The sequence below is a fragment of the Marinobacter antarcticus genome (genome assembly GCF_011049865.1).
GTDB classification, from domain to species: Bacteria; Pseudomonadota; Gammaproteobacteria; order Pseudomonadales; family Oleiphilaceae; genus Marinobacter; species Marinobacter antarcticus_A.
On sequence record NZ_DRGY01000103.1, the window covers coordinates 1 to 21,905 of the forward strand.

21 protein-coding genes and 1 tRNA gene are annotated in these 21,905 nt (G+C 55.0%); 11 read left to right on the forward strand and 11 right to left on the reverse strand.

Annotation, left to right across the window (positions count from 1 at the left end; genetic code table 11):
* The 5 genes from ENI00_RS12990 to ENI00_RS13010 form a co-directional block, all read left to right on the forward strand.
* Positions 1-338 (forward strand): sigma-70 family RNA polymerase sigma factor (locus tag ENI00_RS12990; RefSeq protein ID WP_304103072.1); only part of this gene is annotated, 338 nt, incomplete at its 5' end.
* Positions 339-433: 95 nt separating this feature from the next.
* Positions 434-510 (forward strand) — tRNA-Ile (locus tag ENI00_RS12995).
* Between the two features lie 391 nt (positions 511-901).
* Complete coding sequence (locus ENI00_RS13000) at positions 902-1,276, forward strand: DUF4398 domain-containing protein (protein ID WP_304103075.1); 375 nt, start codon at positions 902-904, stop codon at positions 1,274-1,276.
* 26 nt (positions 1,277-1,302) lie between these two features.
* Positions 1,303-2,118, forward strand: coding sequence for an OmpA family protein (locus ENI00_RS13005; RefSeq protein ID WP_304103078.1), 816 nt, complete (start codon positions 1,303-1,305; stop codon positions 2,116-2,118).
* A gap of 118 nt (positions 2,119-2,236) precedes the next feature.
* A complete protein-coding gene (locus ENI00_RS13010; protein ID WP_304103081.1) occupies positions 2,237-2,692 on the forward strand; it encodes a DUF2489 domain-containing protein in 456 nt (151 codons plus the stop codon).
* A gap of 45 nt (positions 2,693-2,737) precedes the next feature.
* Here the strand turns inward: ENI00_RS13010 and ENI00_RS13015 are convergent, their stop codons facing one another.
* The 3 genes from ENI00_RS13015 to ENI00_RS13025 form a co-directional block, all read right to left on the reverse strand.
* Positions 2,738-4,117, reverse strand: coding sequence for an aminoacyl-tRNA deacylase and HDOD domain-containing protein (locus tag ENI00_RS13015; RefSeq protein WP_304103084.1), 1,380 nt, complete (start codon positions 4,115-4,117; stop codon positions 2,738-2,740).
* Positions 4,118-4,264: 147 nt separating this feature from the next.
* A complete protein-coding gene (gene recG / locus ENI00_RS13020; protein WP_304103086.1) occupies positions 4,265-6,340 on the reverse strand; it encodes an ATP-dependent DNA helicase RecG in 2,076 nt (691 codons plus the stop codon).
* An 8-nt stretch (positions 6,341-6,348) separates the two neighbouring features.
* Complete coding sequence (locus ENI00_RS13025; protein ID WP_304103088.1) at positions 6,349-7,308, reverse strand: hydrogen peroxide-inducible genes activator; 960 nt, start codon at positions 7,306-7,308, stop codon at positions 6,349-6,351.
* 76 nt (positions 7,309-7,384) lie between these two features.
* Here ENI00_RS13025 and ENI00_RS13030 point away from each other — a divergent pair, with 76 nt between their 5' ends.
* Positions 7,385-8,251 (forward strand): NAD-dependent epimerase/dehydratase family protein, encoded by an 867-nt coding sequence (locus ENI00_RS13030; protein WP_304103091.1) that lies wholly within the window; start codon positions 7,385-7,387, stop codon positions 8,249-8,251.
* 67 nt (positions 8,252-8,318) lie between these two features.
* Here the strand turns inward: ENI00_RS13030 and ENI00_RS13035 are convergent, their stop codons facing one another.
* The 4 genes from ENI00_RS13035 to gmk form a co-directional block, all read right to left on the reverse strand.
* Positions 8,319-8,705, reverse strand: a complete 387-nt coding sequence (locus ENI00_RS13035; RefSeq protein WP_304103094.1) for a RidA family protein — start codon at positions 8,703-8,705, stop codon at positions 8,319-8,321.
* An 80-nt stretch (positions 8,706-8,785) separates the two neighbouring features.
* Positions 8,786-10,930, reverse strand: a complete 2,145-nt coding sequence (locus tag ENI00_RS13040; RefSeq protein WP_304103097.1) for a RelA/SpoT family protein — start codon at positions 10,928-10,930, stop codon at positions 8,786-8,788.
* A gap of 178 nt (positions 10,931-11,108) precedes the next feature.
* Complete coding sequence (gene rpoZ / locus ENI00_RS13045; RefSeq protein WP_304103100.1) at positions 11,109-11,321, reverse strand: DNA-directed RNA polymerase subunit omega; 213 nt, start codon at positions 11,319-11,321, stop codon at positions 11,109-11,111.
* Positions 11,322-11,408: 87 nt separating this feature from the next.
* Positions 11,409-12,053 carry a guanylate kinase gene (gene gmk / locus ENI00_RS13050; RefSeq protein ID WP_304103103.1) on the reverse strand — a complete coding sequence of 215 codons (645 nt, stop codon included), beginning with the start codon at positions 12,051-12,053 and terminating at the stop codon, positions 11,409-11,411.
* A 194-nt stretch (positions 12,054-12,247) separates the two neighbouring features.
* On the opposite strand from gmk, the gene ENI00_RS13055 reads away from it, so the two are divergent.
* Positions 12,248-13,066: an RluA family pseudouridine synthase gene (locus ENI00_RS13055; RefSeq protein ID WP_304103106.1), complete on the forward strand. Its 819-nt coding sequence runs from the start codon at positions 12,248-12,250 to the stop codon at positions 13,064-13,066.
* Positions 13,067-13,081: 15 nt separating this feature from the next.
* On the opposite strand, the gene ENI00_RS13060 is transcribed toward ENI00_RS13055, so the two are convergent.
* The gene (locus ENI00_RS13060) at positions 13,082-13,948 is read right to left on the reverse strand and encodes a YicC/YloC family endoribonuclease (protein ID WP_304103108.1); all 867 of its coding nucleotides are present in this window, start codon (positions 13,946-13,948) and stop codon (positions 13,082-13,084) included.
* Between the two features lie 240 nt (positions 13,949-14,188).
* Here ENI00_RS13060 and rph point away from each other — a divergent pair, with 240 nt between their 5' ends.
* The gene (rph, locus tag ENI00_RS13065; protein WP_304103111.1) at positions 14,189-14,905 is read left to right on the forward strand and encodes a ribonuclease PH; all 717 of its coding nucleotides are present in this window, start codon (positions 14,189-14,191) and stop codon (positions 14,903-14,905) included.
* Positions 14,906-14,970: 65 nt separating this feature from the next.
* On the opposite strand, the gene ENI00_RS13070 is transcribed toward rph, so the two are convergent.
* Positions 14,971-15,777 (reverse strand): exodeoxyribonuclease III, encoded by an 807-nt coding sequence (locus ENI00_RS13070; protein WP_304103114.1) that lies wholly within the window; start codon positions 15,775-15,777, stop codon positions 14,971-14,973.
* Positions 15,778-15,858: 81 nt separating this feature from the next.
* Here ENI00_RS13070 and pyrE point away from each other — a divergent pair, with 81 nt between their 5' ends.
* Both pyrE and ENI00_RS13080 read left to right on the forward strand, forming a co-directional pair.
* Complete coding sequence (gene pyrE / locus ENI00_RS13075) at positions 15,859-16,497, forward strand: orotate phosphoribosyltransferase (RefSeq protein WP_304103117.1); 639 nt, start codon at positions 15,859-15,861, stop codon at positions 16,495-16,497.
* A 3-nt stretch (positions 16,498-16,500) separates the two neighbouring features.
* Entirely contained in the window at positions 16,501-17,154 is a 654-nt protein-coding gene (locus ENI00_RS13080) for a DUF4124 domain-containing protein (protein ID WP_304103121.1), read from the forward strand.
* A 7-nt stretch (positions 17,155-17,161) separates the two neighbouring features.
* Here the strand turns inward: ENI00_RS13080 and ENI00_RS13085 are convergent, their stop codons facing one another.
* The gene (locus ENI00_RS13085) at positions 17,162-17,500 is read right to left on the reverse strand and encodes a DUF2782 domain-containing protein (protein ID WP_304103123.1); all 339 of its coding nucleotides are present in this window, start codon (positions 17,498-17,500) and stop codon (positions 17,162-17,164) included.
* An 87-nt stretch (positions 17,501-17,587) separates the two neighbouring features.
* Between ENI00_RS13085 and polA the strand changes: the two genes are divergently transcribed.
* Positions 17,588-20,332: a DNA polymerase I gene (polA, locus tag ENI00_RS13090; RefSeq protein ID WP_304103126.1), complete on the forward strand. Its 2,745-nt coding sequence runs from the start codon at positions 17,588-17,590 to the stop codon at positions 20,330-20,332.
* Positions 20,333-20,397: 65 nt separating this feature from the next.
* On the opposite strand, the gene ENI00_RS13095 is transcribed toward polA, so the two are convergent.
* Entirely contained in the window at positions 20,398-21,828 is a 1,431-nt protein-coding gene (locus tag ENI00_RS13095) for an OmpP1/FadL family transporter (RefSeq protein WP_304103128.1), read from the reverse strand.
* Positions 21,829-21,905: the final 77 nt, after the last annotated feature.

Consider the following 21,905-nt stretch of genomic DNA (forward strand, 5'->3'; position numbering starts at 1 on the left):
CCATGGAGACGCCAATCGGTGATGATGAAGACAGCCATCTGGGCGACTTCATTGAAGATATCCAGGCGCTCTCTCCGGTGGACTCCGCAACGGCAGAAGGCCTGCGCGAAGCCACACGCTCTGTACTGGCAGGCCTTACTGCTCGTGAGTCCAAAGTACTGCGCATGCGTTTCGGCATCGAGATGAACACCGACCACACGCTGGAAGAGGTCGGCAAACAGTTCGACGTAACCCGCGAGCGGATTCGTCAGATCGAAGCCAAGGCCCTGCGTAAGTTGCGCCACCCTTCACGTTCCGACCACCTGCGCGGCTTTATTGACGATCAGAGCAACGGATAAGCACCACAACAGTAGCGGGCGCCGCACCTCCCCGGTATAATGGCGCCCGCTTTGTTTCCTTCACGGAAACACATTCCTGACAGCGTTCGCTGAACGGGCCTATAGCTCAGTTGGTTAGAGCAGAGGACTCATAATCCTTTGGTCCCTGGTTCGAGTCCAGGTGGGCCCACCATTACTCGAAAACGCCCTGCTAGTCGCGCCCGATGCTCATCATCGCTCCGCTTTTTTGTGTTTTTTAAATCAAATTTTTATACCAGATCGCTATGACAGCTTGTTCACAAGGTTGTCGATAAATTAAATGCCTGAAATTCAGCCACTTACTTAAGTTGTCTGCAATTGTGTAGCCGCTTCACACAGGCTTATCACTCGGCTTTATTGCGAATCAGTCATGGTTGATAGCAGGCTGCCTGCTAAGCTTATCAAAGGTGCACAAAGCACTCCGTAGTTTTACGGTACATTTTGTTGTTGCCGTTCGTACGGGTCAGTAAAACCTGACGACAGGATCGTTCCGTGCAAACCAAACTGTCCTGCAAGGCTTATATATCGATGAAAGGAGATCGTGCATGAATAAGCGTATGTCGATGTTATACACCGCCGGAGTTGCTGGCATTGCCCTCACCATCGGGGGCTGCGCCAGCCCTGGCGAGCCACCAGAGGCGGATCTGCAATCCGCAGAGAGCTCGCTCCAGCAGGCCGTGGCAGCAGATGCCCGGGAGTTTGAACCAGTGCTGCTTAACAATGCGCAAAACAAGGTGGCTGACGCTAAGAATCTGATTGAAAAAGAAAAGTACACAGAGGCTGAGCGACTTCTTAAACAGGCCTCCGTCGATGCACAATTGGCTGGCGCGCGCGCAGAAACAGCAAAGGCCAAGCGCGCCGTAGAGGAGATCAATGGCAACATTGAAGCCCTGCGCAAGCGAATGAACCAAGATCAGTAATCGCCATATCTGGAAAGGAGACTGTTATGAACAAACGCAACATAACTCTGGGCGTGGCTGCGGGCTTGTCAGTGTTGATCGCTGGCTGCGCGACAACGCCTCCCGAAAACACGATGGTGAACGAGGCTCAAGCTTCTTACGCTAAAATTAAAGACGATCCGGACGTCGCTCGCAGTGGCGACCGTCAACTTCGCAGCGCAAGAAATGAATTGAATCGCGCTGAAGCGCTAATGAATGATGGCGGGGATACCGCTAGCATAGAACAAGCAGCGTACCTTGCGAATCGTCACGCGCAAATCGCCAGCGAGCAGGGTCAGCGAGCACGACTGCAAGAGCAGGTGGATTCTGCGGAAGAACGCCGCCGCCAGTTAATGCTTAATCAAAGCTCAAAAGACGCTGATCAAGCCCGCAAAGAAGCGGAGATGCTGCGCAAGCGAATGGAAGAGCTGAAAGCCGAGCGTACCGATCGGGGTATGGTGTTAACGTTGGGTGATGTGCTTTTCGATCTCAACAAAGCAGATCTGAAATCATCTGGAGAGCAGACAACGGCGCGCCTGGCGCAGTTCATGCGAGAGTATGAAGATCGCAGGGTTCGGGTAGAAGGCTATACCGACAGCACCGGCGATGCCACCTACAATCAGAGATTGTCTGAGCGTCGGGCACAGTCTGTTCGGGATGCGCTTGTGTCTCAGGGCGTTGAGCGTCGTCGGGTAGAGACCAAAGGCTACGGTGAACAGTACCCTGTCGCCAGTAATGATTCGTCTGCTGGACGGCAGCAAAACCGTCGCGTCGAGATTGTTATCTCAGACAAAGACGGCAACATCGAGACTCGCGAGAACTAAGAACCGCGAGAGTGTAACGGTCTGCCTCCCCTTGCAAATTTTCTCCGGAGAGGTATATCGTTCAAGGCCAGCTTCCGAGCTGGCTTTTTTCATGCGTGAACCAAACAGGGAGAAGATAATGTCTCAAGTGCTGCAGTGGAGCCTGATTATTGCCGGTGCAATCGCAATCATTGCGCTGCTGGGCTTTATCCGACGAAAAAAGGTGACGCTATCGGAGAATCGTAAACGCCAGGAAAAGGCAGAAGCGTTTCAGGCCAAGCGGCGCCAGAATATGATCGACAGCATCCGCGTTATTGCTATGGCCGTAGAGGAAAATCAGATTGAATATTCGGAAGCCTGTCTGCGCATCAAGGGCTTACTCGACCATATCGAGCCTCAGCTTATGGAAAAGCCGCCTTTCCGGGTATTTCTTGAGGTCTACGAGCAACTGCGCCATATGCCCACCCATCAGGCACGCCAGGATACAGAAGCGCGTTTCGTAGACAAAATGGACAAGGAGCGGTTTGAAGTGGAAGAGCGACACGCCGATGAAATACGTCGTGCCGCGACGGCTATCCGGCACCATGCTTTTTGATCAGCAGCCGGATGCGCCTTACTCTTTAGCACTACTGGTTTAGCACTACTGATTCATCATGCCCGCCATGGCCATAACGTTGTCTTTGCTCGCCACCAGCTCATCGAACTGGTCTTCGACCTGCATACGATCCAGCCCAAGCTCGTCGTAAACATCCTGGTCAATGGGCTCACTGGCGCCCAGGGCTATACCCCTGGCTGTCAGCAGTTGCCTGCCTAGCCATAGAATCCGGGCGTAAACACTGCTAGCGCCCTTATACCCGCGACTTTTCTGATACCGGATGCCCAGAGTGACTTCATCCGGCATACCCCAGTTCTCCATAAGCTGGGCTGCGATCTGCTCCCGGGTAATACCCAGGAGGTAGTGCTCGGTTACCGAAGAATCGATAACCGAGTTCACCTCCAGGGATCGACACACCAAGTTGAAGTGGGGAGGGAAAATCTGGGCTAGCAGAAGATAGCCAAAGTTATGCAACAAGCCCGCAAGGTAAGCCAACCCGAACACAGGGCGTTCACCACGGGGCATCATGCTTGCGAGAATACCCGCCGACTGGGCCTGCCAAATGGCTTGCTGCCAATAGTCCACGTGCCCGTCAGGGTGATCCTGAGGTTGCTTGAGCGCACGCCCCAGGGACAGTCCCATAGCCAGATTCATGACCATATCAAAACCCAACACCCTCGATACGGCATCGTGTACAGAGCGCACCTGCCCGGCGGCTGCGTAAAAAGATGAGGATGCCCAGCTGACAACTTGAGCGGCCAGGCTTGGGTCGCTCTCGATAATATCGACCAGATCCCCCATCACAGCATTCGGGTTCACTCGCAAATGAATGATGCGTTCAGCCGTCTCCGGCAGCGGCGGGAGTTCCAGTGTGTCTTCAAGGCGTTGCTGAATGCGCAGGCTGGTGAATTTCTTTATGGCGAAATTCAGCTGGCTGCGATCAGTCGTTGAGTCATCCAAATTTACCGCTATGTTTTCCGATGCCACCGTAAACGATCGACGATCTGCGTTGTCTGTGAGCGCGCGAAAATCTTCTGCCGGCATTACCATGGCAAGATTTTGCTCCCCTGACTTTTGTCCCCCTAACTCCAGGGCAACCGACGGCAGATCATCCACCCGGCGGTCCACAATCGTGGGCCAACCGGTAAGCGACGGAAGTGCTGGCAGTTCCCTCAGCCCGGCCCGCTCTTTTACGCGAACCTGTTCGCGGGGTTTCATAAGGCGGAAATCCCGCTCCAGCTGCTTGTTCAGGCGCTCCAGATCAATCAGGTCTTCTTTACAACAGATAGCTTGAAGATTCCCTTGCCCGTCGTTAAGCAGCACCATCCGCAACAGTTCGTGTCTGTTCGCCTGGTTTGCGTTCCTCAGCGACACGCCCTTGGCGGCATCGCCCAGAGCCTGCTGAACCGTGACAGGTAATTCCATTGTCTTCTCCAACGTATTGCTGCATGCCATCCGGCCGTTATCGTCTGCCGTGAGGTTCCCAGTATAGGACAGGGTTTGTCTCTAAACATTGACATAGAGCCGGTTCCTGCAAATCCCTTTACGGACTCCCACGCATATCAGACCGGTTTATACATCTCCATACCGTATTTTTTCACCGAGCCAACGCTTGATCAAGGCCTGCACCCGCTGTGGGTGTCGCATAAGTCCTGGCGCCATCTCGCGCACCGGCTCAATCCAGCCTTTGTCTCGCTCAAAGTTTGCCAGCCGAAACTGCATCATGCCAGTTTGGCGGGTGCCCAACACCTCGCCGGGCCCGCGTATCTCCAGATCTTTCTCAGCGATGACAAACCCATCCTGGCTGTCACGCAGGGCCTGCAACCGTGCTTTGGCGTTAGCCAACAAAGGGGGATGGTACATGAGCACACAGAAGCTGGCCTGTTCGCCCCGGCCCACCCTGCCCCGCAACTGATGAAGCTGGGCAAGCCCAAGGCGCTCGGGATTTTCAATAATAATCAGCGAGGCGTTGGGTACATCCACGCCAACTTCAATCACCGTTGTGGCAACCAGAACATCGAGCTCTCCCAGCTTGAATTGCTCCATCACAGCTGCTTTTTCTGTGGATTTGAGGCGCCCGTGAACCAGCCCGACTTTCAGATCAGGCAACCGTTGCGCCAGCTCTTCGGCCGTTACCTCTGCCGCCTGGCACTGCAACGCTTCAGATTCCTCAATAAGCGTACAAACCCAGAAAGCCTGCCGCCCTGCCGTGCAGGCGCTGCGCACCCGCTCTATTACATCTTCCCGGCGACCGTCGGGAATCACGATGGTCTCAACCGGTTTGCGGCCCGGCGGTAATTCGTCAATGACAGATGTATCAAGATCAGCGTAGGCACTCATGGCCAGAGTACGCGGGATGGGCGTGGCGGTCATGATCAGTTGGTGTGGAGCCAGTGTGCCGCCTACCCCTTTTTCGCGCAACGCCAGGCGCTGGTGCACGCCAAATCGGTGTTGCTCATCCACAATAACCAACGCCAGGCGGTGAAATACCACATCATTCTGAAACAGCGCATGGGTGCCTATTACTACACTGGCTGCCCCTGTCTGAACCATTTCCAACGCTTTTTTACGGGCTTTGCCCTTCACCTTGCCAGACAACCAGGCCAACTGGATGCCAAGGGGCTCAAGCCAGCCACAGAAATTCTGATAGTGCTGCTCGGCGAGTATTTCTGTTGGCGCCATGAGGGCCACCTGGGCGCCCGCACCTATGGTCTGAATCGCCGCCAATGCCGCTACAACGGTTTTCCCGGAGCCTACATCACCCTGAACCAGCCGAAGCATCGGCAGTGGCTGGCTCAGATCCTGACGGATATCACTCGCCACGTGGCGCTGGGCGCCGGTCAGTGAAAACGGCAACGTTTCCAGAAAGCGTTCAGCCAGATTTCCCGAAGGTAGCAGAGGCAGAGCCTGGCGCGACTGAATCTGTTCTCGAACTTGCAGCATACTCAACTGATGGGCGAGCAACTCTTCCATAACCAGCCGCTGCTGTGCCGGATGAAGCCCCGCCATCAGCAGATTCACCGGTGCATTGGCGGGCGGTGAATGCACCATTTGCACGGCTTCACTGATTCCCGGCAGCTGATAATCTGCCAACAACTCAGCTGGTAACCAGTCCCGGATAGGATGCCGCTGAAGATACCCCAGGGCTTGCTGGCACAGCCCCCGTACGCGGGGTTGCTGAATGCCTTCCGTCAGCGGGTAGACCGGAGTGAGGGTTGCCTGGTCGCCCGTAGGCATGGGCGGCGGGTTAACCTGGTACTCCGGGTGGTAAAATTCATACCCGGCACGGCCAGGGCGCACTTCGCCGAAACACCGAACCCATGTACCCTCCGCCAGCTGGTTTTTTTGGGCAGCGTTGAAGTGAAAAAACCGCATCACCAGAAACCCGCTGTTGTCTTTCAGCGTAACCTGCAGGCTGCGGCGGCGTCCCATCATCAGATCCGCCTTCATTACCTCCCCTTCAACCACGGCCACATCGCCTATGCGCAGGCTGCCTATCGGGATAATGCGGGTGCGGTCTTCGTAACGATGGGGAAGATGGAACAGCAAATCCTGCAGCGAGGCGATGCCCAGCCGCGCGAGCTTCTCCGCCAGGGCGCTTCCTACGCCCTTGAGCTCGGTAACCGGAATATCGTCCAACGATGCCATGGCGGATGTCAGGCCGTTTCAGCGGCAACCGGAGTGTCCACTTTCGCTTGCTCAATCACGCGACACTGGCTGGCTGCAAGCGAGAGGACATCAATGGCTTTGGGCCGGGGGAAGGTTACCCGCCATGCCAAAGCCACGGTGCGAAAAGGCACAGGCGGTGCAAACGGCCGGGTTACAAGTAAGTTTTTATGATATTGCATGGCGGTGGCCGCAGAGAGCGGCAGTACGGTGATCCCCAAACCGGATGCGACCATATGACGAATGGTCTCCAGCGAACTGCCCTCAGTCACCAGCGAAGGCGATCCGCCATCAGCGCGCCGAGTAACCGCATCAACGAGCGGCGGGCAGGATTCCAGCACCTGATCCCGGAAGCAGTGCCCGGGGCCAAGAAGAAGCAACTGTTCACGAGCCAACTCAGCGCCGGTGATTTGCTCTTTCTCTGCCAACGGATGCCCTGCCGGAAGAAGCACAACGAACGGCTCATCGTACAGCGGCAACGTCAGCACTTCCGCTTCTTCGAACGGCAGTGCGATGATAATGGCATCCAGTTCGGACTGGCGTAATTTCTGACGCAAGCTGGCGGTGTAGTTTTCTTCGATGTACAGCGGCATTTCCGGGGCTGCACGGCGAAGTTCGGGCAAAAGATGCGGGAACAAATAGGGGCCGATGGTATAAATTGCTCCCACCTTGAGCGGAGAGCTCAGTTGGCTTTTTCCGCCCTGAGCCATATCGCGGATCACACCCACCTGATCCAGAACACGCTGGGCCTGCTCAACAATGCGCAGACCTGTTTCCGTCACCCGGATACTGCTTTTGCTACGCTCAAATAGAGGAATGCCCAGCTCATCTTCCAGTTTTTTGACCGCAACGCTGAGTGTCGGCTGACTAACGTGGCAGCGCTCAGCGGCCCGGCCAAAATGCCTTTCCCGGGCAAGCGTAACGACGTATCGTAACTCGGTAAGAGTCATGGGGATCTCCGGTCAAATGGATACGGGTCGGACTTTTACTAATCTATGGTTTAAAGGATAAGGATTGATATTGTCTATGGCAATCACTGAACGCAATAGTATTCCGGGAATTCTTGTTGCCGGTTGCGGCAAACTCGGTGGCGCCATCGCCGATATATTGAAAGAGTCTGCGCAGGTTTACGGGCTGCGTCGCAACCCGGACAAAGTACCTGAAGGCGTTGAGGGTATTGGTGCAGACCTGACTCGCCCGGAAACCCTGACCGGCAAGCTGCCGGAGAATCTGCACAGCGTTATCTACTGTCTGACGCCTTCCAGCTACGACGAGCAGGGATATCAGGATGCCTATGTTAACGGCCTGAGCAACATGCTTGACGCGTTGGGCGATCAGCCTCTGAAACGTCTCTTTTTTATCAGCAGCACCAGCGTTTATTCCCAAGATGATGACACCCTGGTGAATGAAACCAGCCCCACCTCTCCGGCCCGCGCCACCGGCCGACAAATACTCGCCGGCGAGCAAACGGCACTGAACAGCCAGCATCCAGCAACCGTTGTCCGCTTCAGCGGGATTTATGGACCTTCACGAGGGCGTTTTCTGGAAGAGGTTATTGAAGGCCGCATGAACCCGGTGAAACAGGCACCGTTCAGCAATCGTATTCACGAAGACGACGCGGCTGCGACGGTGGTTCACCTAAACAACATGGCGCTCTCAGGAACGCCGCTGGATACCTGCTATTTGGCCAGCGACTGCGAACCGGCCCGGCTTGATGAGGTGGTGAATTGGGTTCGCCATCAGGTTGCCTGTGCTGAGCCAATAGCAGACGCCAGACAAGGTGGTCGGGCTGGCAGCAAGCGCTGCGACAATCAGCGCCTGCTGCAAACCGGATTTACTTTCCGCTATCCGGATTTTCGGGCAGGGTACCGTGAGATGATCGATAACCGCTAGGCTCAGAATGAACAAAGGCGGCCGAAGCCGCCTTTGTTCATTCAATGATACTTTGCCTCGCGCTGTATTAACTCAGTACCATCACCGCTTCCATCTCTACCGGTACGCCCTTGGGCAAAGCTGAAACCTCTACAGCGGCCCGAGCCGGGTATGGCTCCGGAAAATACGTCGCCATGATTTCGTTAACCGCTGCAAAATTCGCCAAATCGGTTACGTAAATATTCACTTTAACAATATCCTTCAGCCCGCCGCCCGCAGCTTCACATACTGCTTTAAGATTTTCGAATACCTGACGGGTTTTGGCTGCGAAATCTCCAGCCACCACTTCCATGGTTGCCGGGTCCAGCGGAATCTGACCAGAAATATAGACCGTATCACCTGCCTTTACGGCCTGGGCGTATGGTCCAATTGCCTGAGGCGCGTTGTCAGTCTGTATTACGGATTTGTTGGTCATGCCGTTTAATTTCCTCTCGTTTAAAACGCTAATCGTCACCTTTCGGCACAGGAGCTGTCAACCAAATGACCTCTGCAGGCTCAGTATTTCACCCGATTGATCGACGTAACCGCCTTTATGTTCCGAACTCTGCGCATTACGCGGGCCAGATGTTTACGCCCATGCACTTTGACGACCAGGCTGACCGCACCGAAGCGGGCGTTCTGTTCATCCACGTTGATGCGCTCAATATTGCCATCGGCCATCGCGACGGCGTTGGCAATTTCCGCAATCACGCCACGCTGGCGTTCCAATTCGACGCGAAGCTCTACCGAGAACTCATCGGTAATGTCTTTGGCCCAGGTAAGATTGGTCAGGCGGGACCGACCCTCAAGAACGTCAGGCAGGCGGGAACAGGTGTCGGAATGGATCACCATGCCACTGCCAGAATCCATCACCCCGACAATCGGATCACCCGGAATCGGTTTGCAGCAGGTGGCAAAGTGCACGAGCATGCCTTCGGTGCCCTGTATAGTGACAGGGGCATCGTCACCGCCCTGAATATCCTTTGCAGCCACACCGGGCTCCGCGACTCCAGCACCGCTGACTAGCTGACGCGCAACCAGATAAGCCATCCGGTTACCCAAGCCAATATCACTGACGAGATCATCAAAGCTGTTAACCTGATTATGATTAATAACGGCTTGTTTCTGGGCGTCATCAATATCGGATAACCGGGCACCAAACCCGTTAAGTGACTTTTTCAGCAGAGCACGCCCCAGATCGAGCGATTCCGCCAGTTTTTGACTCTTCAGATTATGGCGAATACTGCTGCGCGCCTTGCCCGTGACCACAAAGCTTAGCCAGGCAGGTGTGGGACGTGCGCCGGGGGCTGTAATCACTTCGACGGTTTGGCCGCTCTGCAGAGGCTTACTGAGCGAACCCAGATTGCGGTTTATCCTGCAGGCCACGGTTGCATTGCCGATGTCTGTATGGATTGCGTAGGCAAAATCCACCGGAGTGGCGCCCCTGGGCAACTCCATAATCTTGCCCTTGGGAGTGAAGACATAAATCTCGTCCGGGAAAAGATCTACCTTGACGTGCTCAATAAACTCAAGGGAATCATCCGCCCGCTCACGCATTTCCATGAGCCCTTTGACCCAGCGATCCACCCTCGTCTGGTTCGCGCTGGTTGCGCTGGTCGGCTCGTTCTTGTACGTCCAGTGCGCTGCGATACCGTCATTGGCTATGTGCTCCATCTCCTCCGTGCGAATCTGGATTTCGATGTTCACATGCATGCCAAACAGGGTGGTGTGCAGTGACTGGTAACCGTTGGCCTTGGGCATCGCGATGTAGTCTTTGAACCTGCCGGGCATTGGCTTGTAAAGGCTGTGAACAGCGCCGAGGATTCGATAGCAGTCGTCTTCGTTATCCGTAATGATGCGAAAAGCGTACACATCCATGATTTCGTAGAAGGATTTCTGCTTGAGCTTCATCTTGTTGTAAATGCTGTTCAGATGTTTCTCACGCCCGAGTATCCGCCCCGGGAAGCCACGCTCTTCAAGCTTTTCCTGCAGACGGCCCCGAATATCTTCAATGATCTCTCGGTGACTGCCACGCAGCTTGTCCACAGCCTTGGAAATGTAGCGGGAGCGCATTGGGTACAGGGACGAAAAACCCAGGTCTTCCAGTTCGGTGGAAATGGCGTGCATCCCGAGCCGATTGGCGATGGGGGCGTAGATATCAAGGGTTTCTGTGGCGATGCGTTGGCGTTTCTCGTAAGGCATGGGACCAAGAGTGCGCATGTTGTGCAGGCGGTCGGCCAGTTTGACCAGAATAACCCGGATATCCCTGGCCATGGCCAGCGTCATTTTCTGGAAGTTCTCTGCCTGGGCTTCCGCACGAGTGCGAAACTCTATCTGGGTCAACTTGCTGACGCCATCGACCAATTCGGCCACATCGTCGCCAAACTGTTCCGCAAGAGCATCTTTGGGAATACCCGTATCTTCAATGACATCGTGGAGCATGGCGGCCATCAGACTCTGATGGTCAAGCTTCAGGCCCGCAAGAATGTGCGCAACGGCAAGTGGGTGAGTTATATAACGGTCGCCGCTTTTGCGCATCTGCCCTTCGTGGGCCTGTTCGGCATAATAGTAGGCCCTTCGCACTTGATTAATGCGATTTGTGTCCAGGTAGGTACTGAGCTCAATTGCCAGCCCGTCTACTGTAGCCTCAAGCGACACCATGCCTCCGTCATTTCAATGTTTCACGGTTACCGGGAGGCAGAAACAAAAAAAACCCGAATGCACGCATCCGGGTCCTTTTCCGTCTTTCCAGCAACAATCCAGAGATATACTATAAAACTGCTGAGACAGTTTTCAATGCTTTCCTTTGCCGGGCGGGCCAACTATGCCCGCATCAACTCTAATCTTCTTCGATTTCGGTCAGCAGATCGCGGCTAACCAAACCTGCAGCAATTTCGCGCAGGGCGATTACGGTAGGCTTGTCGTTTTCTTCCGCAACCATCGGCTCGGCGCCTTTGGTAGCAAGCTGACGGGAACGCTTGGTCGCCAGCATCACCAGCTGGAATCGGTTATCAACGTGTTCCAGGCAATCTTCAACGGTAACTCGTGCCATAACTTCCCCGACGATATAAAATGACTGATTTAGAGAACCGCATATTCTACTGCCGGCCGCACAATTTGTATACACCAAAAGCGCGAATCATGCGGAAGCGTTGTTTACCCTACAGAGCCCGGCAAGCAAACCTGCGTGTCGTGCTTGCTGGGTTATTATTTGCAGACGTTGGCTGCGGACAATAGCCAACAAATCCGCCAACGCGTCCCGGAAGTCATCGTTTACAACCAGATAATCAAACTCCGCCGCGTGACGGCATTCTTCTCTGGCCTCCGACAGACGCCGCTCCACTACGTCCGGCGCATCGGTACCCCTGCCCACAAGACGATCCCGCAGGGTGTCAGCAGAAGGTGGCACTATGAACACACTGACACCCTCGGGAATAAGGCGCCTTACCTGTGCAGCGCCCTGCCAATCGATCTCGAGAATCACGTCACGCCCCCGGGCGAGCATATCCCGAACCCACACCTGAGACGTGCCGTAATAATTACCAAACACATCGGCATGCTCCAGGAAGTCCCCACGGCCGATCATGGCCTCAAACTCGTCACGACTAACAAAATGGTAGTTAGCGCCGTCTTTCTCACCTTCACGCATAGGGCGGGTAGTGTGGGACACAGACACATCCAGCGTTTGATCTGCGCGCAGCATTTCCGCTACAAGACTGGTTTTGCCAGCACCCGACGGCGCGGAAATGACAAACAGTGTACCCATCTCACCGGCCTGGCTCATGACTCGACAACTCCCGAACTGGATGTGGCCACCATGACTGAGGGCCCGGAAAACCGAAAATTATACGGTGTTTGATCAAACTGCGCATCCCGGATGCCCCCGACAACTGTTAACATCAACGCCACAGCAGAAAAAGCGCTCACGCACTTGCGAACCGATCTGCTTGCCATCAAACCCGGAGATGCTGGCCCGTAATGCGCAAAAAATTCGACATCACAACAACGCAGCCCGAAACCGCCATTGAAGCCCTGAGCCAGGCATCAGGGCTTTCGCGCGAGTGCATCAAAGATGCGATGAACAAAGGCGCATGCTGGTGGACGCTCAAAGGTAAGCAGGTAAGGCTTCGGCGCGCAACCCAAGGGCTCAGAGCAGGTACAAGGCTGCAGCTTTATCACGACAAGAACGTACTGGCGCGAAAGCCGGAAGCGGCAACGCTGGTTGCCGACAACGGCCGTTACAGCGTCTGGCACAAACCCCACGGTATGCTGGCGCAAGGCTCGCAGTGGGGAGATCATTGCAGCCTGCTGCGGTGGGCCGAACTTGAGCTCAAGCGCCCTTGCTTTCTGATCCACCGGCTGGACGCCGATGCCGCCGGCCTGATGCTCATCGCCCACGATTCGAAAGCCGCCGGCGCGCTCTCTCAATGCTTTGCGGGTCGCACCATAACCAAACACTACCTTGCCAGAGTAACCGGCACTCTCAATACTCGAGACCAGCTCATAGACGCCCCGATTGACGGCAAAACCGCCATTAGCAGAGTCACTACGCTGAGCATGGACGAATCCGGCCCAACCAGCCTTCTGCAGGTCACCATTGAAACTGGCCGAAAGCACCAAATTCGCAAGCATCTGGAGAGCCTGGGGCACCCCATTATCAGCGACCGCTTATATGGCAAACCGGCCAAGGTTCCCTTGCAGCTCCTGGCGTTCAGTCTTGAGTTTGACTGTCCCTTGAGCCGCCGCCGGGTAAAGCTGGAACTACCCGAACCACTGAACAGACTGGAACCGGCATAAACGGGCAGCGCCCAATCACTCTATGTTCTGCACCTGCTCCCGAACCTGCTCAATCAACACTTTCAAATCGACCGCGGCCCGGGTAACCCCCGCATCAATGCTCTTGCTGCTCAGGGTGTTTGCCTCTCGATTCAGCTCCTGCATCAGAAAATCCAGCCGTCGCCCGATCGCTTCGTCACGCTTGAGCGTGTCCGTCACTTCGCTGATATGCGCATCAAGCCGGTCCAACTCTTCCGCCACATCACTTTTTTGCGCCAGCATGACCATTTCCTGAGTAATGCGCTCGGGGTCTAACTCTACTTTCGCTTTTTGGAAGCGCTCGCGAAGGTGCTCTTCCTGCGCTTTCAGCAGCTCGGGCATGCCGCCACGAACGGTCGCAACCAACGCTTTCATTTGAGTGAGGCGCTCTTCAAACAATGGCCGCAAGCGTTCACCTTCACGCTCGCGCACAACGGTCAACTCTTCAACCGTTTGCCGGAACAGGTCCAGGGCCGCCTCTCGAGCTGAGCTAAAGTCCTGCTCCGGTGCCGACAACACGCCGGGCCAACGCAAAATATCCAGCGCGTTAACATGCGCCGGGTTATCCAATATGCGGTTAATCTGGTTTGCTGCTTCGTTGATCGCCTGCGCGACATCCTCGTTAATCTCAAAACCCGGAACACTTGCCTCCCCTGCTTGCAGGCGGATTGACACATCCACCTTGCCCCGGTTCAGTTGCTTTCTCAGCTCTTCCCGAAACGGATTTTCAAGCTCACGCAGGGCTTCCGGCAGCCGAAAAGAAGGTTCCAGATATCGGTGATTAACGGTGCGAATCTCACAGGTCAGCGTGCCCTGGCTGTCCTGAACGTCCTTCCGGGCAAATGCAGTCATACTTTTGATCATGGCGGCTCCGGCTTGGTCAGTGATCGTGGTCGTAGATTATAGTACCTGAGTCTAACAGGCCGCGATCATCCCCGGCGAACGACGCCTGAGACAGCTCAATTTGCCTGGCACCGGCACCCCGGTAACCGGCCCCGACGTGTTATACTCCGCGGCTTCCCAACGCCAATCCGACCGGGGCCAGGTTCCCGGACACTTATTTCAAATAACTTTTTCAAATACCTTTAAATACTAGGAAACACTATGCGTCCAAGCGGCAGAACGCCCGAGCAGCCCAGAGATATTCGCCTTACCCGGAACTACACCTGCCACGCCGAAGGCTCGGTACTAGTGGAGTTTGGCAACACCAAAGTCATCTGCACCGCATCAGTGGAAAACAAAGTTCCGCCGTTCCTGCGTGGCCAGGGCAAAGGCTGGATCACTGCGGAATACGGCATGTTGCCGCGCTCAACTGGCAGCCGCATGGGCCGCGAAGCAGCCCGTGGCAAACAGGGCGGCCGCACCGTCGAAATTCAGCGCCTGATCGGCCGCTCTCTGCGCGCAGCCGTTGATATGGAAGCACTGGGCGAGCACACCATCACCATAGATTGCGACGTCATCCAGGCCGACGGCGGCACCCGCACCGCAGCCATCACCGGCGGCTGCGTGGCGTTGGTCGATGCGTTAAACCATCTGGTTGAAACAAAGCGTCTGAAGAAGTCACCGTTGAAACAAATGGTCGCGGCGCTCTCGGTCGGCATTTACAAAGGCACACCGGTTATTGACCTGGACTACCCGGAAGATTCCGACGCCGAAACCGACATGAACGTCATCATGACGGACCAGGGCGGCTTCATCGAAATTCAGGGTACTGCAGAAGGTGCGCCGTTTGTTCAGGAAGAACTGGACAGCATGCTGGTGCTTGCCAAGCAGGGCATTGAGACGTTATTTGTACTGCAAAAAGAAGCGCTGGAAGGCTAAAGAAGACAACGCAGAAGCCTGGGTGTCGGCATCACTGCCGACTCTCCCACAAAACTCAGGCCAGCTTAAAAACCAATCTCAATATCGTAATCCATAATCACAGGCGCGTGGTCCGAAAAGCGAGTAGTGCTGTCAATCCAGCCATCCTGAATGGTTTTGCGAATACCCGGCGTCATCAGCTGGTAATCCACCCGAATGCCCGCATTTTTCCGTGAACCCTCAACCTGCTCGGGCCACCAGGTAAACTGATTGCTTTGCTTGTTGATATCGCGAAAAACATCGATACAGCCCATTTCGTCAAGGAGCCGATCAAGCCAGGCGCGCTCGTGGGGCAGAAACCCGGAAAAATCCAACTTGTGGTACAGGGGGCTGGCATCTGTGACATGGTGCGCCGTCTGCAGATTCGCGCCAAAAATAAATTGGCGGCGCTTTCGCAGTGTTTTTTGCATGTGCAGACCAAACGCGTCCATAAAGTCGTCTTTATGGTCGAGCACGGTCAGATCATCTTCACTGATCAACTCATCTTCACGGCCGAGCGCGCAGGGGGCCAGAACACAGGCAACAGAAACCTTGTCAAAGTCCGCCTGGATAAAGCGCCCTTCGCGATCGGCTTGCTCATTGGCAAAACCGTACATAATGGCCTTGGGAAAGTGCCGGGTGTATATGCCCACGCCACCGTCCTCATTGTTTTCGCCATCAATGAAGTACGCCTCATACCCTTGCGGGATCAGGTTCTGGTCTTCAATTTCATAGGCGCGCATGCGGTGATCCTGAACACAGACAACGTCCGCATCCTGCTCGGCCAGCCAGTCAAAAAAACCTTTATCAACGGCCTGGGCAAGACCATTGACGCTGATTGATACTACCCGCATACGTGTTCCCTGATTCGGTTTGTGTGTATGATACCGTTTTTACGCGTTATTAACAGATTCACACCCGCCAGAAGCCTTGCCATGCACGACTATCAGCAACATTTTATTGAATTTGCCATCCGCCGTAACGTACTTCGTTTTGGTGATTTTACCCTCAAGTCCGGTCGCACCAGCCCATACTTTTTCAATGCAGGGCTATTTAACACCGGGAGTGACCTGCTGCAGCTCAGCAAAGCCTACGCTGAGGCCATCGACCGCAGCGGCCTGAATTATGACATCATTTTCGGCCCTGCCTATAAGGGCATTCCGTTGGCAACAGTGACCGCCATGGCATTGGCCAATGAGGGCAACAGCAAGCCGTTTGCCTTTAACCGTAAAGAAAAAAAGGATCACGGTGAGGGCGGTCATATCGTTGGCGCACCGTTGCAGGGTAAAGTGCTAATCGTTGACGATGTGATCACAGCCGGCACCGCCATACGGGAATCCATCGACCTGATCCGCGAGTCTGGCGCGGAACCTGCTGGCGTGTTGATCGCCCTGGATCGGCAGGAGCGAGGAAACGGCGAACTCTCCGCCATACAAGAGGTAGAGAATGAGTTCAGCATTCCGGTGGTCAGCATCATTCGTCTGGAACAGATTCTGGACTATCTTGAGACCAATCCGGATTTTTCTGGCCACGCCTCGAAGGTGGCCCGCTACCGGGAACTTTACGGAGTCTGACTGATGCACAAACGCCTGACCGCATTTTCTGCCACCGCCTCGGCACTGCTGCTAACGCTTGGTTTCGCAACCCATGCAGCAGCGGGCATGTACCGTTACACGGACGAAGCCGGCCAGGTTGTGATCAGCAACACCATTCCCCAGCCAGCCACAAAACGCGGCTACGACATTCTCAATTCAAGTGGTCGCGTAGTGGAAATTATCCCGCCGGCGCCAACGGAAGATGAAATTGCGGCTCGCGAAGCAGAAAAACAGCACCAGGCGGAACTCGCCGTTCAGCGCGGCAAAGACGCTCAATTGCTGAAACGCTTCAGCCATCCAGACCAGGCCATCAGAGCCATGCATCGCAAACTGGATGAGCTACGCGGTTTGATTCAGCTAAAACGGGGCAATATTTCGGTCATCTCAAGCCAGCTCGACAACGAACAGAGCCGGGCTGCTGATATGGAACGCACGGGCCAGAAAATACCAGACGCAACCCTCGACAAAATCCATCGCCTTGAATCCCAGATCCGGGATATTGAAAAAGAAATTGCTTGGCAAACTCAGGAAATCAATTCCCTGAAACAGGAGTTTGAGGTTGATATAGAAAGGCTTGAACAAGTGACCGGCAAAACTCGTACGCTATCACTAGAGAAAGCCAACACTGACGATTAGCAGGCGCTTACCAGCGAAACAGAACCCAGCTCGGAATCAGCATTCCGGAATCCGCTTCGCGGATCCAGCCACCGCCGTCGGCGGGCACCAGGTAATAGGTGCTGCCGACTTCCGGCACGACCTTTATCTCCATAAGCTGCCCGTTTACCCGGTACTCGTAGAACACCTCACCATCGCCAGGCCGAATAACAATCTGCGGGCCGTCAGTGGATGACTGATAGTCCGAAATCACGACCGGTTCTTTGGGCGTTTCTACACGGATCTTATCCAGAGCACCGCTTTCCTGTGCCAACGCAGATCCAAAGCTGCACACAAGTAGAACGGCGGAACAGGCGATTCGTTTCATTTTCGTGATACTCTTTTGTCCATCGAATTGAGTACAGAGTTGCACAAGCCAACCCACGCTTCAATCAGAATCCGGATCCGTTTTGACATGACTGAACAAAAAACCCCACCTGTGGTGCTTGTGGACGGCTCGTCCTATTTATTCCGCGCTTATCATGCACTTCCGCCACTAACGACCAGTAAGAATCATCCCACCGGCGCCATCAAAGGGGTCATCGCGATGATCCGACGCCTTGAGCAGGACTTTCCTGGTTCGAAGCTGGTTGTGGTCTTCGATGCCAAGGGCAAAACCTTTCGCCACGATCTCTACGAAGACTACAAAGCCAACCGCCCGCCCATGCCGGACGATCTGGCAATGCAAATTGAGCCCATTCACCAAATGGTGAAAGCCATGGGGCTGCCACTATTGATAGTAGAGGGCGTAGAAGCCGACGATGTGATTGGCACGCTTGCCGATGAAGCCACCAGTAAAGGCATTGATGTGGTGGTCTCAACCGGCGACAAGGATATGGCCCAGTTGGTGAGCGATCACGTAACGCTGATCAACACCATGACCGAAACCCGGATGGACCGGGATGGCGTCAAGAACAAATTTGGCGTGCGCCCGGACCAGATTATTGATTATCTGGCCTTGGTGGGCGACAAAGTAGACAACATTCCAGGGGTTAACAAATGCGGCCCGAAAACGGCGGTGAAATGGCTGGAGGCTTATGACAACCTGGATGGCGTGATTGCGCACGCAGGCGAAGTCAAAGGCAAAATTGGTGAATATTTGCGTGAAGCCATCGAAATTCTGCCCCTGAGCCAGGAACTGGCCACCATCAAAATGGACGTGGCTCTGGCCTTCGGTCTGGAAGACCTGCAGGAACGACAGCAAAACGACGAAGAGCTGCTGGCACTGTTCCGGGAATACGAGTTACGGAGCTGGATTACCGAACTGGAAGCAAAAGCGTCGGAAATCGCCGAGGCCGGCGACCGTCAAGTGGCGGAACCCAATGGCAATAACGCGTTAGCGGCGCAGCAAAAACACTACAGCGTCATCACACAACAAGAAGAGCTCGACGATTGGGTAGCAAGGCTCAAAGCCTCCGAGCTGTTCGCCTTCGACACTGAAACCACCAGTCTGCGCTATATGAGCGCCGAGGTCGTGGGCGTATCGTTTGCAATCGAAGCCGGCGAAGCCGCATACGTGCCCTTCGGTCATGATTACATGGGCGCGCCCGAACAGCTTGATCGCGATAACGTATTGGCTCAGCTCAAACCCTTGCTGGAAGACCCCAAACAGAAGAAAGTCGGGCAAAACCTAAAGTACGATAAAAACGTGCTGGCCAATCATGACATCTGTCTGGAGGGCATTGCCGAAGATACAATGCTGGAATCCTATGTGCTCAACTCAGTGTCATCCCGTCATGACATGGACACCCTGGCCCGGAACTATCTGGGTGAGGAGACAATCACCTTTGAGTCCATTGCCGGCAAAGGCGCAAAACAACTTACCTTTAACCAGCTGGACCTGGAACAAGCTGGCCCCTATGCCGCAGAAGACGCCGACGTTACCTTACGCCTGCACCAGGTATTACGCCCCCAACTGGCAACAACCGGAAAGCTGCGATCGGTTTATGAGGACATCGACCTTCCATTAGTGGCCGTTCTGTCTCGTATGGAGCAGCGCGGAACGCTCATAAAGGCCAGCACCTTGCGCCAACACAGCCAAGAGCTCGCAGAGCGGATGGCCGAACTGGAAAAACAAGCCCACCACGTGGCCGGCGAACCATTCAATCTGGGTTCACCCAAGCAGTTGCAAGTCATCTTTTACGAGAAGATGGGCCTTCCGGTGGTCAAAAAAACCCCCAAAGGAGCTCCGTCTACCGCAGAACCTGTTCTGCAGGAACTGGCCCACGAGCATGAACTGCCGCGGATTATTCTTGAACATCGCAGCCTGAGCAAGCTCAAGTCCACCTACACAGATACCCTGCCAGAGCTTATTCACCATCGCACAGGGCGGGTGCACACCTCGTATCATCAAGCTGTAACGGCCACAGGCCGGCTATCGTCATCAGAGCCCAACCTGCAGAACATCCCCATTCGCACCGAACAGGGCAGGCGCATTCGTCAGGCGTTTATCGCCGAGCCGGGCTACAAGCTGGTCGCCGCGGATTATTCGCAGATTGAGCTGCGCATTATGGCGCATCTATCTGGCGACAAAGGCCTTCTGACCGCTTTTGAGAAGGGCGAAGACATTCACAAGGCAACCGCAGCGGAAGTCTTCGGTGTAGCACTGGGCGACGTAAACAACGATCAGCGACGCAGTGCCAAAGCCATCAATTTTGGCCTGATATACGGCATGTCAGCCTTCGGGCTGGCCCGTCAGTTGGATGTGGAACGAAAAGTGGCACAACACTATATCGACCGTTATTTCGAGCGCTACCCGGGTGTTTTGCGGTACATGGATAATATCCGCAAACAGGCCCACGACGATGGCTTTGTGGAAACACTGTTCGGCCGTCGCCTGTATTTGCCTGAAATTAACGCACGCAACAAACAACTGCAACAGGCCGCCGAGCGCACTGCCATCAACGCGCCCATGCAGGGAACAGCCGCTGACATCATCAAACTGGCGATGATTGAAGTAGAACGCTGGCTGCTTACAGAGCATGCCGATACCGCGCGCATGACCATGCAGGTGCACGACGAACTGATTCTTGAAGTAAAAGAAGGCGCCGTAGACATGATTCGCGAAGGGCTGATCAAGCGCATGTCCGGTGCGGCGAAGCTGGCGGTACCCTTGCTGGTAGAGGCAGGTGTGGGGGACAACTGGGATCAGGCCCATTAAACAAAACCGCCCGGTTGGCCAGCCTAACCGGGCGGTTATTTACAGCCTTTCGGTTGAATCACCGCCTAGAACGCTTTGCTGATCTGGATGGCTGCGCTCCAGGCTTGCAGATCGTATTCTGCGCTGTAGGAAGAGTTCGGATCTCTCGGGCTGGGCTGCGTTCCGCCCGGCGTCAGAACATAGGGCTTGTCCTCTACTTTCGGATCGTCCGTAAACAGTAACGTGCCAACCGCTGCGTCTACCGTCCAGCCGCTCTGAGGGGATTTCCACTGCGCGCCCAACGTCAGCCAGTGGCGATCACTGGAAGGAATGCGTGCCGTAACGTACTTGTCGACCGGTGACTCATCCCACGCATAGCCAGCTTTCAACGCCCATTCGGGCGTTGCTTGCCAGATGCCACCCAGATTGAACTGCCAGGTATTGCTCCACTCCTCCGGAACATGGGTAAGCTGACCAGGCATGCCGCCCAAATTTTTGCCAGTCAAAGGTTTGCTGGAATCGCGGCCATAAATATCGAGAGACTCGAACCGGCTCCATCTGGAATAGGTTGCGCCCGCAAGAACCGTAAACTCGTCAGTCAGTCTGTGCCGGATACCGGCAGTGATGCTCTCGGGGATCGCCAGCGGAACTCTGGCCGGCTCTGTCGAATCAATCGCCACAGCCACTCCGGGTCCGGGCGGTGTGGGCGTGCCCGCAGGGGTTGCCACGGCTACGTTCGTAAACGTGGCATCGCCTTTAAGTTCCAGCTCGGTGCCGGTCTGAGCCTTCAGACCAAACTGAGTCCGATCGTTGAGCTCATAAAGAAAACCAATCTGAAAAGTGACGGCAACATCATCACCTTCAATGTCGGCGTAACCCTGCGATGGCGTTCCGGGAACAGCCCCGCTTGGCGCCTGTGCAAGCGTGCCTGAGTTATCCAGAAACTTAGTGAGCCGGCCTTCAACGTACAAGACGTTGAGGCCCAGACCCATCGACAGGCCTTTGCCATTGTTAACCGAGATCGCGGGCGTGAACGCAATGGCTTTCAACTCGGTTTTATCCGCGAAGAAACGGCCAATAAAATCATCATCATAGTCTGCAGCAAGACCGTAAGGTACGTGGATGCCAAAGCCGATATCAATGGAATCACTGATTTCGTGGGTCAGGTAAGCGTTTGGCAGGAAGGCGGGATCTGCTATGTCTCCGCCGCGACTGCCAGAAACCGGCTGGCCAATCTGGTTGCTCGACGTGATGCTTCCACCTTTGGCTTCGGCATCAATATCAAGCACGGCAGCACCAAAGGAAATATTTGTGCCGTTTAGCTGGCCCATGCCCGCCGGATTAAAGAAAACGGTTGTCGCATTTTCCGGGTTCGCGGCTGCGCCGGCGTTGGCAACGCCCATGGCACTTGCGCTTTGTTCATTCAAAGAAAAACCGCCAGCCAAAACGCTGGCCGGGGCAGCTACTGCGGCCAATGTGGCCAACCTGACAGCACGAGTAAGCAGTGTGGGTTTCATAACAGCAGTATCTCCTTTGTCGTTTCAAAAGAAGTATACGCAGCAGACACCCGTGGTCTCAAATGCTAAAACTATTG

Coding starts and splice junctions, on each gene's coding strand:
- ENI00_RS13035 (WP_304103094.1), bottom strand. CDS start 8,705: ATGACCAACAAATCCGTAATACAGACTGACAACGCGCCTCAGGCAATT.
- gmk (WP_304103103.1), bottom strand. CDS start 12,053: ATGAGCCAGGCCGGTGAGATGGGTACACTGTTTGTCATTTCCGCGCCG.
- ENI00_RS13070 (WP_304103114.1), bottom strand. CDS start 15,777: ATGCGGGTAGTATCAATCAGCGTCAATGGTCTTGCCCAGGCCGTTGAT.
- ENI00_RS13015 (WP_304103084.1), bottom strand. CDS start 4,117: ATGGAATTACCTGTCACGGTTCAGCAGGCTCTGGGCGATGCCGCCAAG.
- ENI00_RS13085 (WP_304103123.1), bottom strand. CDS start 17,500: ATGAAACGAATCGCCTGTTCCGCCGTTCTACTTGTGTGCAGCTTTGGA.
- ENI00_RS13095 (WP_304103128.1), bottom strand. CDS start 21,828: ATGAAACCCACACTGCTTACTCGTGCTGTCAGGTTGGCCACATTGGCC.
- rph (WP_304103111.1), top strand. CDS start 14,189: ATGCGTCCAAGCGGCAGAACGCCCGAGCAGCCCAGAGATATTCGCCTT.
- recG (WP_304103086.1), bottom strand. CDS start 6,340: ATGGCATCGTTGGACGATATTCCGGTTACCGAGCTCAAGGGCGTAGGA.
- ENI00_RS13000 (WP_304103075.1), top strand. CDS start 902: ATGAATAAGCGTATGTCGATGTTATACACCGCCGGAGTTGCTGGCATT.
- ENI00_RS13080 (WP_304103121.1), top strand. CDS start 16,501: ATGCACAAACGCCTGACCGCATTTTCTGCCACCGCCTCGGCACTGCTG.
- ENI00_RS13060 (WP_304103108.1), bottom strand. CDS start 13,948: ATGATCAAAAGTATGACTGCATTTGCCCGGAAGGACGTTCAGGACAGC.
- polA (WP_304103126.1), top strand. CDS start 17,588: ATGACTGAACAAAAAACCCCACCTGTGGTGCTTGTGGACGGCTCGTCC.
- ENI00_RS13055 (WP_304103106.1), top strand. CDS start 12,248: ATGCGCAAAAAATTCGACATCACAACAACGCAGCCCGAAACCGCCATT.
- ENI00_RS13025 (WP_304103088.1), bottom strand. CDS start 7,308: ATGACTCTTACCGAGTTACGATACGTCGTTACGCTTGCCCGGGAAAGG.
- ENI00_RS13005 (WP_304103078.1), top strand. CDS start 1,303: ATGAACAAACGCAACATAACTCTGGGCGTGGCTGCGGGCTTGTCAGTG.
- ENI00_RS13030 (WP_304103091.1), top strand. CDS start 7,385: ATGGCAATCACTGAACGCAATAGTATTCCGGGAATTCTTGTTGCCGGT.
- pyrE (WP_304103117.1), top strand. CDS start 15,859: ATGCACGACTATCAGCAACATTTTATTGAATTTGCCATCCGCCGTAAC.
- ENI00_RS13010 (WP_304103081.1), top strand. CDS start 2,237: ATGTCTCAAGTGCTGCAGTGGAGCCTGATTATTGCCGGTGCAATCGCA.
- rpoZ (WP_304103100.1), bottom strand. CDS start 11,321: ATGGCACGAGTTACCGTTGAAGATTGCCTGGAACACGTTGATAACCGA.
- ENI00_RS13040 (WP_304103097.1), bottom strand. CDS start 10,930: ATGGTGTCGCTTGAGGCTACAGTAGACGGGCTGGCAATTGAGCTCAGT.